This window comes from Amycolatopsis camponoti (assembly GCF_902497555.1).
Taxonomy (GTDB): Bacteria; Actinomycetota; Actinomycetes; order Mycobacteriales; family Pseudonocardiaceae; genus Amycolatopsis; species Amycolatopsis camponoti.
Genome location: NZ_CABVGP010000001.1, coordinates 3,926,391 through 3,939,305, shown reverse-complemented (window position 1 = coordinate 3,939,305; position 12,915 = coordinate 3,926,391). Strand labels below are relative to the sequence as shown.

Here is a 12,915-nt window from a genome sequence, read left to right as displayed (position 1 = left end):
CCTGGTGCGGACGGCCGTAAGTAGCGCTTTTCCCGGCGGCCGCGGGACCCGTGACGGCACCGGTCGCCACCCGTGCGGCACCCGCCCCCGCGACGGCGGAAACCCCGGCCAGGCCTCGAATCGTGCGTTTCCCGGACGTCCGCCCGGACAACCGACGGCCGCGGGTCCCGTGATCGACCGCGGCCGGGCCCGGCCGCCGTCGATCGACACTTAACCGTCGCGGCTTTTCCATCCTGTCGACGTATCTCGCGCGGCCGACCCCGCTCCTGTACGCCTGAGCGCGGACGCGTCCGCGGCGGAGGGGCGGGGATGGTCGGCAACACCACCGGCGGGGTGGACCTCGGAGTACTGGGACCGTTCGAGGTCCGGATCGGCGGTGCGCCGCGCGACGTCGGCGGCCCGCGCCTGCGGACCCTGCTCGCCGTGCTGGCGGCGGAGTCGGGGCGCGTCGTGAGCGTCCCCGCGCTCGGCCGCGCGCTGTGGGGCGAGCGGCCGCCCGACCACGCGGACCGGACCGTGCGGACGTACCTTTCGCGGCTGCGCGGTTCCGTGGACGGCCGCCTGATCCTGACCCGCTCGCCGGGCTACGTGCTGCGCCTGGCACCCGAGGCCCTCGACGCGGCGCGGTTCGAGCAGCTCGCCGCCGAAGGACGTCGCGCGCTCGCCGCCGGTGAACCCGCCGCCGCCCGCGAGCGCCTGACCGCGGCTTTGGCGCTGTGGCGCGGGAAAGCGTACGAGGAGTTCCCCGGCGTCGAGCCGCTCCGCGCCGAGGGGCTGCGGCTGGAACGGTTGCGCCACAACGCCGTCCAGGACCGGATCGACGCCGACCTGGCCACCGGCGAGGACACCGGCCTGATCGCCGAGCTGGAGTCGCTGACCGCCGCCTTCCCCGGCCACGAACGGCTGTGGGGGCAGCTGATGACGGCGCTCTACCGCGCCGGGCGGCAGGGCGACGCGCTGGAAGCGTTCCGCCGGGCCCGGCACGGGCTGATCACCGCGTCCGGCGTGGAGCCCTCGCCGGTGCTGGCCCAGGTGCACCGGCAGGTGCTCGCCCACGACCCGGGCCTGCTCCCGGCGCGGCCCGGAACCGTGGTGACCGTCCCGGACGACGCGCTGGCCGCCGGCGAGCACGCCCTGCTGGAGGACGGCGACCTGCGGACCAGCCGCGAGCACTTCGAGACCGCCTACCGCCGTGCGGAGCAGGCCGGGGACGCCGACGCGCTCGCCCGCGCGGCGCTCGGGCTGGGCGGGGTGTGGGTGCACGAACACCGGACGGCCGCCGCGTCGGAGCTGCTCCTGACCCGCCTGCGGCACGCGCTGGCGGAGGTGGACCCGGCGTCGGCCGTGGCCCGCCGGCTGCGGACCCGGCTCGCGGGCGAGGAGGACTACCAGGCCGTCACGCACGACCGGATCCTCGCCATCGCCGCGGAAACCCGGGAAGCCGGCGACCCGGTCGCGCACGCCGAGGCGCTGAGCCTGGCCCACCACTGCCTGCTCGGCCCGGACCACACGGCCCGGCGGCACGCGCTGGCCACCGAGCTGGTCGGGGTGAGCGGGCGGTCCGGGCGGCGCACCGACCTCGTGATGGGCGTGCTGTGGGACACCGTCGACCTGTTCCTGGCCGGCGACCCGCACGCCCAGCGGCGGCTCGGCGAGCTCGACGACCTCCTGGCGGCGCGCAAGCACCTGGCCGCGGGGTTCGTCGCCGACGCGCTCAAGGTCATGCTCGCCATCCGCGCGGGCCGGTTCCGCGAGGCCGAGCAGGGTGCCCAGGCCTGCGCGGAGCTCGGCCAGGCGGCCGGTGACCTGGACGCGCTCGGCTGGTACGGCGCGCAGCTGGTGGCGATCCGGTGGTTCCAGGGCCGGCTCGGCGAGCTGGTGCCGGTGCTGGACGGGCTGATGCACTCCCCCACGCTCAGCCCGATCGACAACTCCTACTACGCGGCGCTGGCGGTGGCGGCCGCTTCGTCGGGCGACCGCCGGACGGCCGCGGGAGCGCTGGCGCGCCTGTGCGGCGAGGACCTGGGCGCGCTGCCGCGGTCGAGCACGTGGCTGATCTCCCTGTGCGGCGTGGCGGAAACGGCCTACCTGCTGGCCGACGCGGAGACGGCGACGCGGGTTTCCGAGCTGCTCCGCCCGTTCGGTCACCTGCCGGCGATGGCGAGCCTGGCCATCGCGTGCTTCGGCTCGATCCACTACCCGTTGGGCACAGCGGCCCTGACGACCGGCGACCTGGACCGCGCGGTCGCCCACCTGCGGGCGGCGGTCCAGCACAACCTGGCCCTGGCCCACTGGCCGGCGGTGGTGTTCTCCCGCCGCCGCCACGCGGAAGCACTGGCCCGGCGCGGCGGCCCGGGGGACGCGATGGCGGCGGCGAGCGAGCTGGCCGCGGCCGAGGAAGAGGCTCGGACGTTCGGGGAACCGGCCCGGTGAAAGGGTTTTCGGCTCGCGGACCGGGTTCGTCCGGTCAGGAGCCGCAGGACCGAGCCGACCGCGGCCGGATCGAACCACGGCACATCGATCGGCGGGCCTCAATGCACCGGGTTCCACCCGTCGCCGCCCGCGAGGTAGTGCTGCGCCGTGTACGTCGCGGCCTGGGCCGCCGTCAGCTGTGGCCGGTCCGTTCCGGTGCCCGCGCCCGGCCCCGTGTTGCGGTACTCGGCGAACCGGGCGTCCTTCCACGAGAAGCCGGACATGTCCGTCCACGGCGTGGGCTTGATCGCCGCGGGCAGCACCGTCTCGCGGACGACCACCTGCGCGATCGCGTCGACGTCCCCGCCGGGGTGCCACGGCCGGCCCAGGTAGAAGGTGGCGCTGGCCGCCGGGCTGAGCACCTTGCTGCCGACGATCAGGAACCCGTACGCGGTGGTCCGCCGGGTGCTCGCCGCCGTCAGGTAGCCGTTGGGGCTCGAGCCTCGGTCGAGCGCGGTGATCGTCGCCCGGTCGAACACGGCGGTGGCGCGGCCGAAGAGGAAGTCGACGTCGCCGCTGATCGCGCACGCGCGGTAGTACTGACGTCCCGCTGTGCCGACCGCCGCGGTGTCGGCGTAGAGCGTGTCCTGGTGGCCGAGGAACGTGACGTTGTCGAAGACCATCCGGTCGCCGGTGGTCTTGACCGCGACCGCCTGGGTGGCGGTGATCTCCGGGTGGGCCTTGCGGTCGAAGGAGTTGCGGAAGGTCAGCGCGCTCGCCGTGAAGCCGTTCGCGGCGATGGTCGCGGTCGCGCTGCCGGTGGTGCCGTACGTCGTGCCGTCGGGCTTCTTGGTCCCGCTCGCGTTGTCGTAGTCGACCACGACGTCGGCGGCCTTGCCGGTGGTGCCGCGCAGGGTGATCCCGGTCTTCGCCGCGGGCACGGTGATCACCTCGCGGTAGGTCCCCGGCTTCACCGAGACCGTGCCGCCGGCCGGAACCGCGTCGATTCCGGCTTGGACGGTGCGGTAGTTCCCGGAGCCGTCCTCGGCCACGACGACGTTCGCCGCGGCCGACGGGCACAGGGTGGCCCCGGTGAGCACCGAGGCGAGGAGCAGGGTCGTGAACATGACGCCTCCTGGGGGGTGCCGGACGGTGGACGGCACCCCCGGCCGGTCACTGGTAGGTGATGTTGGCGGTGGTGTAGAGGCAGTTCGTCGAGTCGGGGCCGCTGCCGGTCTTGGTCGGCTCGCCGCTGGTGACCCCCTTGTACTTCTGGCAGGGCTCGATCTTGCGGCTCGAGTCGCCGACGATGGTGATCCGGGTCAGCTTCGCGGTGTCGCCGTAGTTGGTGTTGATGCCGACCAGTGCCTTGCCGGGCACCGTGGCGGTGACGTTGTCCACGACGACGGTGCGCTTGTACTGCGTCTTGCAGTTGCCGCAGGAGCGGTACAGCTTGCCGAAGTCGTTGACCTGGAAGTTCCGGATGTACATCGTGCCGGGGCCGTTGTGCTGGAACACCTTGTCCGACGCCTTGCGCGCCCCGCCGCCGTCGATCGTCATGGTCTGCGACGCCGAGGTGCCCTTGAAGGTCGCGGCGTCCTCGCCGACGTCCTCCCACCAGACGTTGAGCAGCGTGCAGGTGCCGAGGCAGTGCACGCCGTCGGCGGCCGGGCTGCCGAGGACGACGTTCTTCAGGGTGGTGCCGTTGGCGAGCTCGAAGATCGGGCCCTGGTCCTCGTCCTGGCCGCCGGTGCCGAGGTCGCCGGTGCCGTAGAACCGCTTGAGGCCGCCGTCGTAGGTGCCGCCGGTGACCTTGATGGTCGCGCCGACCGCCTGACTGGCGGTGGGACTCGGCCACGAGGCGGCGCTCGCGGACGGGCCGGCGACGATCACGGTGGACACCGCGAGCGCGGCGACGACCGCGACCCGGGAAATCGGGGACATGCTCATCACTCCTTGGGTCTTCCCTTGCGGAAAAGGGTCCTGGCGAGTGCTGAAAGCGCTTTCTCAGTCTCCGGTTCCCGGGTTCGGCGTGTCAATGTCACCGGCCGCTGGGATCACCCTGTCGCCCGGATGCCCGCCGTTTTCAGAAAACGGGACCGGCGCCGAGCAGCACCCGCGCGGGCACCGCCCACGTGGGATCGAGGTGGTCGACCAGCGTCGGCGTCCAGCCCACGTCCGGCCCCAGATCCGGATCGTTGGCCGCGTTGTACTCCGCCGGCAGATCCACCGGCCGGGGCAGCGCCGCACCGGAGGAAACCAGCGTCCCGGTCGCGTGCAGCACCGTCCCCTTCCAATAGTGGACCAGCGCACCCAGGGGAACCGTGGCCGGGATCCGGAAGAAGTTGTTCTCCGCGTAGATGCGCGACTCGACGCCCACCCCGAGCGAATACGTGTAGGCGGCCGGGTCCCGCACCACGTAAAGGTTGTCGTACACGTGCACCTGCCCGTACCGCACCCGCGGCGCGCGCTGCCCGATCTCCGAGAACAGGTTGTGGTGCACGGTGACGCGCAGCTTCCCGACGTCGTAGGTGGGCTTGTCGGTGTTGCCGATCAGCATCGTCTTGTCGTGGTCGTGCAGCCGGTTGTCCGACACCGTCACCAGGTCCGAGCCGTTCACGATGTCCAGCAGTCCGTCGTGGACCTCGTATTTGCGCCCGAAATACGTGGGCTGCGCGTCGTTCCCGCCGTCGCTGAACTCGTTGTGGTCGACCCAGACGTGCGTCGCGCCGACCAGGTCCACGTTGTCGTACTCGGAGTTCCAGTTCCCGTCGGCGCCGTCGAGGGGGTCCCACTGCGGGAAGCAGTCGTGCGCGTCGGAGAACCGCAGGTTCCGCAGGATCACGTTGTCACCGGTGACGCGCAGCGTCAGCCCGTGCAGAGTCGCGCCGAGCCCGTAGATCGTCGTGTCCGGGCCGACGTCGACCACCACCTGCGCCGCCTGGTTCGCCTGCGACCGGGCGCGGGCCTCCTCCAACGGTCCGGAAGGCTCGACCTTCCCCCAGGTCGCCGGGTCGTACGCCGCCAGGTACGCGGGCAGGCTGTAGCCGGGATCGGCGAAGTCGGCACAGGTCCGCGGCCGGTCACCGGCGTCCACGTTGCCCTCGATCGTGCCGCGGACGTAGACGATCTTCGGCGCGCCCGGGTGCGATGCCAGCGCCGCCACCAGCTCCGAGCGCTTCGACACCGTGTGGACGTCGCCGGGTGCGGCGGCCGCTCCCCCGGTCGTCCCCGCGCCCCAGCCGTCGTGCGCGCCGGCCACGACGCGGCCCGGGTCGTGGCCGTGGGCTTCCGCCGGCCCGGCGGTGAGGGTGAGTCCGAGCAGGGCGAGGCACCCCGCGAAGGCCTTCCAGCGCATGTCGGCTCCTTCTACTCGGCCGCCCGGGCCGCGAGCTCGGCCAGCCGGGCGGGCTCCGGATCGCCGTCGAGGACGACGACGTGGTGGGTCAGCGTCAGCTCCTCCCCCGGTGCGAGCAGCCGCGGCCGGTGGTAGGTCGCGGCGAAGCTGACGACCGGGAACGGCTCGGCCCGCACGTACCAGGCCGTGGGAAAACCGGGGTTCGCCGGGCTGTCGGCGAACAGCAGCGTCGACGTCCGGAGGCTCTCGTCGTGCCGGCCGGTGAACGCGAGCCACGGGGCGCGGTGCCCCATCGCGTCGTCCGCCGGCCGGCCGTCGGACGTCCGGACCGCGCCCCCGACGAACGAGCGCGGCCCGCGCCAGAACAGCCCGCCGTAGCCGGCCGTCTCGCGGCCTTCGGTCACCGGGCTGCCCCAGCGCAGCTCCCGGCCGCTGGTGTTGCGCAGCCGGCTCGTCCACGTGAGGGTCCAGCGGTCCGCCGAGACGTCGCCGAAGCGCAGCGTGCGGTGCTCGGTCAGCCACCGCCGGCCCGCCGCGGTGCGCCAGGCCAGCTCGTGCCGCAGCTCGCAGGACCCCGCCGCGGTCACGATGCTCTCCCAGCGGACGTGCCGGACGCTGCCGTTGTTGTCGAGCGGCGTGTACCCGCGGCCGCGCACGTACGTCCGGCCGCCCCAGAAGTTCTCCCCCGAGAGGTGGGCCATGGTGAACTGCAGGCCGTTGTGCCAGGTGTGGTCGTGCGGCCGGACCGCGGTCACGGTCTCGCCGGCGGTGGTGCGCAGCGGGTGCAGGTACGGCTTCGGCGAGTCTCCGGCCGGCGTCGGCGGCGCCACGACGTACTCCGCCAGGACGAGGTCGCCGACGTGGACGCGCATCCGGCCGTCGTCTTCGGCCAGCGCCAGCGTCCCGTCGCCCACGGCCGCCCGGCTCACCCCGGTTCCCCGATTTCGCCGAGCAGGTCGTCGACCGGCACCGGCAGGCCGGTGGCCAGGGACCGGTTGGCCGCCAGCCCGGTGAGCAGCGCCTGCAGGCCGGAATCGTGGTCGGCGGCGCAGCCGAGCGGGTCCGGGCCGGCGTCGCCGAGCAGCTCGGCGAGCATCCGCTCGTCCCCGCCGCCGTGGCCTTCGCCGAGGACCTCGTCGAGCACGACCTCCGGCGGTTCCCAGTGCCGTTGCACGGTCAGCCGGGCGCGTCCGGGCTCGGCTTTCGGCTCGGCACCGGACGGGTACTCGTTCTCCCGGACCTCCAGCTCGAGCCGCCCCGAGCTGCCCGAAAACGCGACGCGGTAGCCCTCCCGCGGCGAATACGCGTGCAGGTGGTAGTTCAGGACCACCCCGCCGCGGTGCCGGACGAGCACCGAAACGTCGTCCTCGATCGTGACGCCGGGTGCGAACACGTCCTGGTTCCTGACGTAGCCGTCTTCCCGCTCCGCGTCGAGGTAGAGCGCGCGCAGCAGGGGCGAGGCCTCGAGGTCCAGCGCGAAACGGTCGTCGGGGGCGGTGGGCCGGCGGCCGTTCCGCTCGCCGTAGAAGAACAGCCTGCCGAAGGCGAAGACCGTCTCGGGACCGCTGCCGAGCCACCAGTTGACCAGGTCGAAGTGGTGGCCGGACTTGTGCACGAGCAGGCCGCCGGAGTTCGCCTTGTCGCGGTGCCAGCGGCGGAAGTAGTCGGCGCCGTGCGCGGTGTCGAGCAGCCAGCCGAACTCGACCGAGCCGATCTCCCCGATCGCGCCCGCGGCCAGCAGCTCGCGCACGCGCCGGTGCACCGGGTTGTACCGGTAGTTGAACGCGACCCGCACCGAGCGCCCCGTCTCCCGGCGGGCCGTGAGGATGCGCCGCGCGCCGTCGACGTCGGTCGTCATGGGCTTTTCGGTGACGACGTCGCAGCCGGCGTGCAGCGCGGCGACGACGTAGTCCGCGTGCGTGTGGTCCGGCGTGCACACCACGACGACGTCGATGTGCTCCTTTTCCAGCATGGCCGCGAAGTCCGCCGGCCGGTAACCCGGCACCGACGCGCCGATCCATCCTTTGTGGACGCGCATGCGGGTTTCGCTGGGGTCGCAGAAGGCCGCGAGCTCGGCTCGCGGCGAGCTGGCCAGTGAGCGGGCGAACAGCCGGGCGCGGGACCCCAGGCCGACGATCGCGTAGCGGCGCGTCACCATCACGTCTCCTCTCGGGCGAGGGTCCAGGGCAGGGCGAGCTCGGAGAAGAGCGCGAGCCGTTCGGCCGCCACGTCGACGGCCCGGTCGACACCCGGCACGACGAACCGGCGCTCCGGCCCGGTGCCGACCGCCCGGGCCCCGGGCAGCCGTCGCGGCTCGGGCGCGTCGCGGACCGTCTCGACCAGTGCGGTGAACGCGCGGGTGGCGGCCAGAGGGGCGAGCAGGGGCACGCCGTCGCGGAGGTGCCCGACGAGGTTCGCCAGCAGGTCTTCCGGCGGGCCGACCGGCACCGGCTCGCCGCCGATGAGGACGACGTCGGTCTTGTAGTGCCACCGGATCCGGCCCTCGGTGCCGTGGATCAGCACGTAGGGCTCGTGGTCGGCTTCGGCGGCGAGCGTCGCGGCCGCGACGACGTCCGGCGCGCCGGCGAAGCACAGGCGGGCGCACGCCGTGTCGTCCGACTCGATGTCGCGGGCGCGGTACAGCTCGACGGTCGCGCGCTCGGGCCGGGCGCCGGCGGTGCCGTTGAGCAGCAAGGCGGTCGCGACGGCGTGGGCGAACGGGTTCGTCAGCGCGCCGTCCACGACCGCTCGCCCCTCGAGCCGGCGACGGCCCGCCCAGGCGGAGCGCGCGAAGTAGCGGTCACGCCGGATCCACGCGCCCGCGGCGGCGACCCCGGTGACCGCCCCGATCGCGCCCCGGGCCAGCGCGGCCCGGATCACCGGCACGGCGGGCGAGCCGAAGCTCTGGAACCCGACCTGACAGGCCCGGCCCCGGGCCCGCTCCGTCAGCTCGTCGAACGCCGTCAGGTCGAGCACCGGCGGCTTCTCCACGAGCACGTGGCAGCCCGCGGCGAGCGCGAGGCGGGCCAGCGGCAGGTGCGTGTGCGGTGGGGTGGCCACCACGGCGATGTCGGCCGGCACGCGAGCCAGCAGCTCGGCCGGGTCGCGGGTGAACACCGGCACCAGCTCGCCGGCCCCGTCCGGCGGCTCCCGGACGTCGCACGCGCCGGCCAGGACGATCTCTCCCCGGTCGTGCAGCGCCCGGGCGCGGCGCAGGTGCGTGCGCGCGTAGCCGGCCGTGCCGAACACGACGACGCTCGGGATCATCGGGGCCCGCCGGTCGCCACCGCGGCCAGGGCCAGCGGCCCGGCCACCAGCAGGGCGAGGATCGGCAGCATCCAGACGAGCACCACCGCGAGGCCGGCCGCCCCGGCCAGGAGCAGGGCGTTCCCCGGCGCCGCCGCGGTCTCGCGGGCCGCCGTCGCGACCGCCCGCCGCCAGGACAGCGACTCGGTCGCTACCACCTCGCACGTCCGCAGCGCGACGACGGCGACCGCGGCGGCCAGGACCCACAACGCGGGCCCGAGCACCCCCGCGCCCGGCATCGAGCGCACCACTTCGAGGTCCACCACGAAGAGCACGACCGCGACGGGGCAACCGAGGGCGAAGAGCAACCCACCCCGGGCGGCGTGGCGGAAGTCGGCCCAGAACGTCGTCCACAGTGGACTTCCGATGCCGTGCCGCGTCCGGTCCAGGGTGCGACAGCCCGCCGCGAACGCCGGGGCCGCCGTCACCACCGGCACCGAGGCGAGGGCGACGAGCAGGCCCGTCAGCAGGCAGTCCGAGAAGTCGCCGAGCCCGGTACGCCACTGCGTCTTCGCGGTGCGCATCGCCGTCACCCCTTCAGGCCGCTGGTGCTGACGCCTTCGACCAGCAGGCGCTGGAAGGCGAGGAAGAAGAGCACGATCGGGACGAGCGCGAGCGCCGACATGGCGAACATCGCGCCGAAGTTCGACTCGCTGCTGGTGTCGACGAACAGCCGCAGGCCGAGCGGCACGGTGAACTTCTCCGTGTCGTTCAGGTAGACCATCTGCGTGAAGAAGTCGTTCCACGTCCAGATGAACGTGAAGATCGACGTCGTGACCAGCGCCGGTTTCGACAGCGGCAGCACGACGTGCCAGAAGGTCCGGTAGACCGAGCAGCCGTCGATGGTCGCGGCCTCGTCCAGCTCGCGCGGGATCCCGCGCATGAACTGGACGATCAGGAACACGAAGAACGCCTCGGTGGCCAGCAGCTTCGGCAGGACCAGCGGGACGAACGTGTTGACCAGGCCGGCCTGCTGGAAGATCACGTACTGCGGGATGAGCGTGACGTGGTAGGGCAGCATCAGCGTCGTGATCATGAACGCGAACAGCGCGCCGCGGAACCGGAACTTCAAGCGCGCGAAGGCGAAAGCGGCCAGCGAACACGACAGGACGTTCGCGGCCACCGACAGGCCGGCGACGAGGAACGAGTTGAGGAAGAAGCGGCCGAACCCGACGTCCGCCGCGCCTTCCCAGCCCTTCGAATACCCGTCGAAGACGAGCCGCGTCGGCAGCAGCGCCAGCCGCGAGAGGATCTCGTCCGGCGGCTTGACCGACGCGAACGCCAGCCACACCAGCGGGTACAGCACCACGGCGACGATCACCAGGCACAGCACGTGCCACCCGGCCGAGCGGGCCGAACGCGGGAGCACGGTCATGAGCGCTCCCCGGTGTCGTCGTAGAACACCCACAGCTTCGCGGTGCGGAACACGATCGCCGTGACGATCGCGATCACCGCCAGCAGGACCCACGCCATCGCGGACGCGTAGCCCATGCGGAAGTCCTGGAAGCCGACCTCGAACAGGTAGAGCGTGTAGAACAGGTCCGCGTCGGCCGGACCGCCGCGGCCGCCGCCGATGACGAACGCCGGGGTGAACGCCTGGAACGCGTGGATGGCCTCCATCACCAGGTTGAAGAAGATCACCGGCGACAGCATCGGCAGCGTGATGTGCCGGAACCGGCGGAACGCGCCGGCGCCGTCGATCGCGGCCGCTTCGTGCAGCTCGGCCGGGATCTGCTTGAGCCCGGCCAGGAAGATCACCATCGGCGCGCCGAACTGCCAGACCCCGAGCAGCACGATCGAGGCGAGGCTGAACTGGGGGTCGTCGACCCAGCTCGGCGTGTGCCAGCCGACAGAGGCCAGCACCTCGTTCACCGGGCCGCCGCCCATGAACAGCGCCCGCCACACCAGCGCCGCCGCGACGCTCGCGCCCAGCAGCGACGGCGCGTAGAACGCGGCCCGGTAGAAGCCGCCTCCGCCGCGGCGCGTGTTGAGCAGCATGGCCACCAGCAGCGACACGGCGAGCTTCAGCGGCACCGAGACCAGGACGTAGATGAGCGTCACCTTCACCGACTGCAGGTAGCGGTCGTCGTCGGTGAACATGTGCGCGAAGTTCCCGAAGCCGACCCACTTCGGCGAGGTGAAGAGGTCGTAGTCGGTGAAGGACAGGTAGAGCGAGACGACCATCGGGCCGACGGTCAGCGCCACCGCGCCGAGCAGCCAGGGCGTCAGGAACGCGAAGGCCTCCGGCTGGCTCTTGCGGCGGCGCCCGGCCGGCCGGTCCCGCCTCCGGACCCCCGCGGCCGCCTCCGGGGCGACCGGCGGGTCCGGGGTGCGCACGGTCGTCATCGGCTACTTGAGTCCCTTCTCGGCTTCGGACATGAACCGGCTGACGGCGTCGTCGAGGCTCATCCGCCCGAACGCGACCTCCTCGTAGGTGCGCTGGAGGAGCTTCTGGATCGCGCCCGCGCCCTTGGGCGGCACCGGCGGCGCGGCACCGAGCTTCGGCTCGAGGGCGGCTTCGTAGTCGTAGAGCGTCTTGTCGGCACCCTTCGCGGACGGCGCGAGCTGGGCGCGGACCTTGAGGTTCGGCGCGAGCCCGCGGTCGGTGCCGACGATCTTGCCCACCTCGGGGTCGTTGACCAGGAAGTCGACGAGCTTCGCCGCCGCGTCCTGCTGCTGGCTGCGCGCGGAGACCGACAGGAACATCGACGGCCGGCGGTACTGCCCGGTGTCCCCGTTCGCGGCGGTCGGGTACGGCGCCACGTTCAGCGGCTTGCCGTTCGCCTTCTGGTACGCGGGCAGGAGGTTGTCGTAGGCGAACTCGGAACTGGTCAGCTGCCTGCCGAGCGGCGACTGCTCGGGCGAGGTGTTGTACGACGCCGTGACGTCGGCCGGGGACGCGCCCTTGGCATCGCGGAACCGGCCCGCGAGCTGCCAGTACCGGCGCAGGTCGTCGGCGGCGAAGCCGAGCTTGCCCTCCGGCGTGTAGAACTGCTTGCCCTGCTGGCGCAGCCAGATCTCCAGCGTCGTGTCGAGGATGCCGAAGTCGGTCGTGCCGCGCGCGCTCCCGGCGCCGCTCACCTTCTGGGTCGCGTCGGCGAACTGGTCCCAGGTCAGGCCCTTCGCCGGGTCCGCGCCCGCCGCGGTGAAGGCCGCCGGGTCGTAGAGCATGGCCGGCGTGTTCTGCGCCCACGGCACCGCGTACCGCTTGCCCTGGTAGACGCCGGTGGCCGCCAGCTCGGGGTTGATGTCGGCGAGCGAGATCGCCTTGCCGGTCCCCTGGTTGAGGTCGGCCAGGACGCCGCGGCCGCCGTACTCGGCCAGGTAGCGCGTGTCGACGTTGAGGACGTCCGGCGGCTTGCCGCCCGCCGTCTGGGTCGCGAGCTTCTCCCAGTAGGCCGCGTACGCCGAGAACGACGTCTGCACCTTGATCTTCGGGTTCTTCTGCTGGAACAGCTCGACGGCCTTCTTGGTCAGGTTCGCCCGGCCTTCGCTGCCCCACCAGACGAACGTGATCGTCACGTCCCCGCCGTCGCCGCCGGAGCCCGAGCCGCACGCGGCGACCCCGGTCAGCAGCAGCGGGACCACCGCGGCCAGCGCGACGAGCGTTCGCCGCTCTCTTGTCCGACGCATCGAGCTCTCCGTTCTCAGCCGGTCAGCACTTTCTGAAAACGCTGTCAGCGCGCTCACGGTAGGCAAGGCGCGCGAGCGGTGTCAACGGTCAAATCAGGGCAATAACCCTTGTGCACCAATGTTTCCGTCGATTTCCAGGCAGCGCGAGAAAGCGCTTTCAGCACACCGCCTCCGAAGTGGGCTGTCAGCGCGAGCAGCACCGGGGA

At 72.7% G+C, this 12,915-nt stretch carries 11 protein-coding genes; 1 reads left to right on the top strand and 10 read right to left on the bottom strand.

Annotation, left to right across the window (positions count from 1 at the left end; genetic code table 11):
* Positions 1–309 precede the first annotated feature (309 nt).
* Positions 310–2,433, top strand: coding sequence for an AfsR/SARP family transcriptional regulator (locus tag AA23TX_RS18620; RefSeq protein WP_155543769.1), 2,124 nt, complete (start codon positions 310–312; stop codon positions 2,431–2,433).
* A gap of 98 nt (positions 2,434–2,531) precedes the next feature.
* Here AA23TX_RS18620 and AA23TX_RS18615 read toward each other — a convergent pair whose 3' ends face one another.
* The 10 genes from AA23TX_RS18615 to AA23TX_RS18570 form a co-directional block, all read right to left on the bottom strand.
* Entirely contained in the window at positions 2,532–3,539 is a 1,008-nt protein-coding gene (locus AA23TX_RS18615; RefSeq protein ID WP_155543768.1) for a pectinesterase family protein, read from the bottom strand.
* Positions 3,540–3,585: 46 nt separating this feature from the next.
* Complete coding sequence (locus AA23TX_RS18610) at positions 3,586–4,356, bottom strand: pectate lyase (RefSeq protein WP_155543767.1); 771 nt, start codon at positions 4,354–4,356, stop codon at positions 3,586–3,588.
* Between the two features lie 142 nt (positions 4,357–4,498).
* A complete protein-coding gene (locus tag AA23TX_RS18605) occupies positions 4,499–5,770 on the bottom strand; it encodes a pectate lyase family protein (protein ID WP_155543766.1) in 1,272 nt (423 codons plus the stop codon).
* A gap of 11 nt (positions 5,771–5,781) precedes the next feature.
* Positions 5,782–6,699, bottom strand: a complete 918-nt coding sequence (locus tag AA23TX_RS18600) for a DUF6807 domain-containing protein (protein WP_155543765.1) — start codon at positions 6,697–6,699, stop codon at positions 5,782–5,784.
* Complete coding sequence (locus AA23TX_RS18595) at positions 6,696–7,928, bottom strand: Gfo/Idh/MocA family protein (protein ID WP_196425372.1); 1,233 nt, start codon at positions 7,926–7,928, stop codon at positions 6,696–6,698. The genes AA23TX_RS18600 and AA23TX_RS18595 overlap by 4 nt, the downstream gene beginning before the upstream one ends.
* Complete coding sequence (locus AA23TX_RS18590; RefSeq protein WP_155543763.1) at positions 7,928–9,037, bottom strand: Gfo/Idh/MocA family protein; 1,110 nt, start codon at positions 9,035–9,037, stop codon at positions 7,928–7,930. Before AA23TX_RS18590 ends, AA23TX_RS18595 begins: the two co-directional genes overlap by 1 nt.
* Positions 9,034–9,600, bottom strand: a complete 567-nt coding sequence (locus AA23TX_RS18585) for a YesL family protein (RefSeq protein ID WP_155543762.1) — start codon at positions 9,598–9,600, stop codon at positions 9,034–9,036. The genes AA23TX_RS18590 and AA23TX_RS18585 overlap by 4 nt, the downstream gene beginning before the upstream one ends.
* Positions 9,601–9,605: 5 nt before the next feature.
* The gene (locus AA23TX_RS18580) at positions 9,606–10,451 is read right to left on the bottom strand and encodes a carbohydrate ABC transporter permease (protein ID WP_155543761.1); all 846 of its coding nucleotides are present in this window, start codon (positions 10,449–10,451) and stop codon (positions 9,606–9,608) included.
* Positions 10,448–11,422: a carbohydrate ABC transporter permease gene (locus AA23TX_RS18575; RefSeq protein ID WP_155543760.1), complete on the bottom strand. Its 975-nt coding sequence runs from the start codon at positions 11,420–11,422 to the stop codon at positions 10,448–10,450. Before AA23TX_RS18575 ends, AA23TX_RS18580 begins: the two co-directional genes overlap by 4 nt.
* 3 nt (positions 11,423–11,425) lie before the next feature.
* Positions 11,426–12,709: an ABC transporter substrate-binding protein gene (locus AA23TX_RS18570; RefSeq protein ID WP_155543759.1), complete on the bottom strand. Its 1,284-nt coding sequence runs from the start codon at positions 12,707–12,709 to the stop codon at positions 11,426–11,428.
* Positions 12,710–12,915 lie beyond the last annotated feature (206 nt).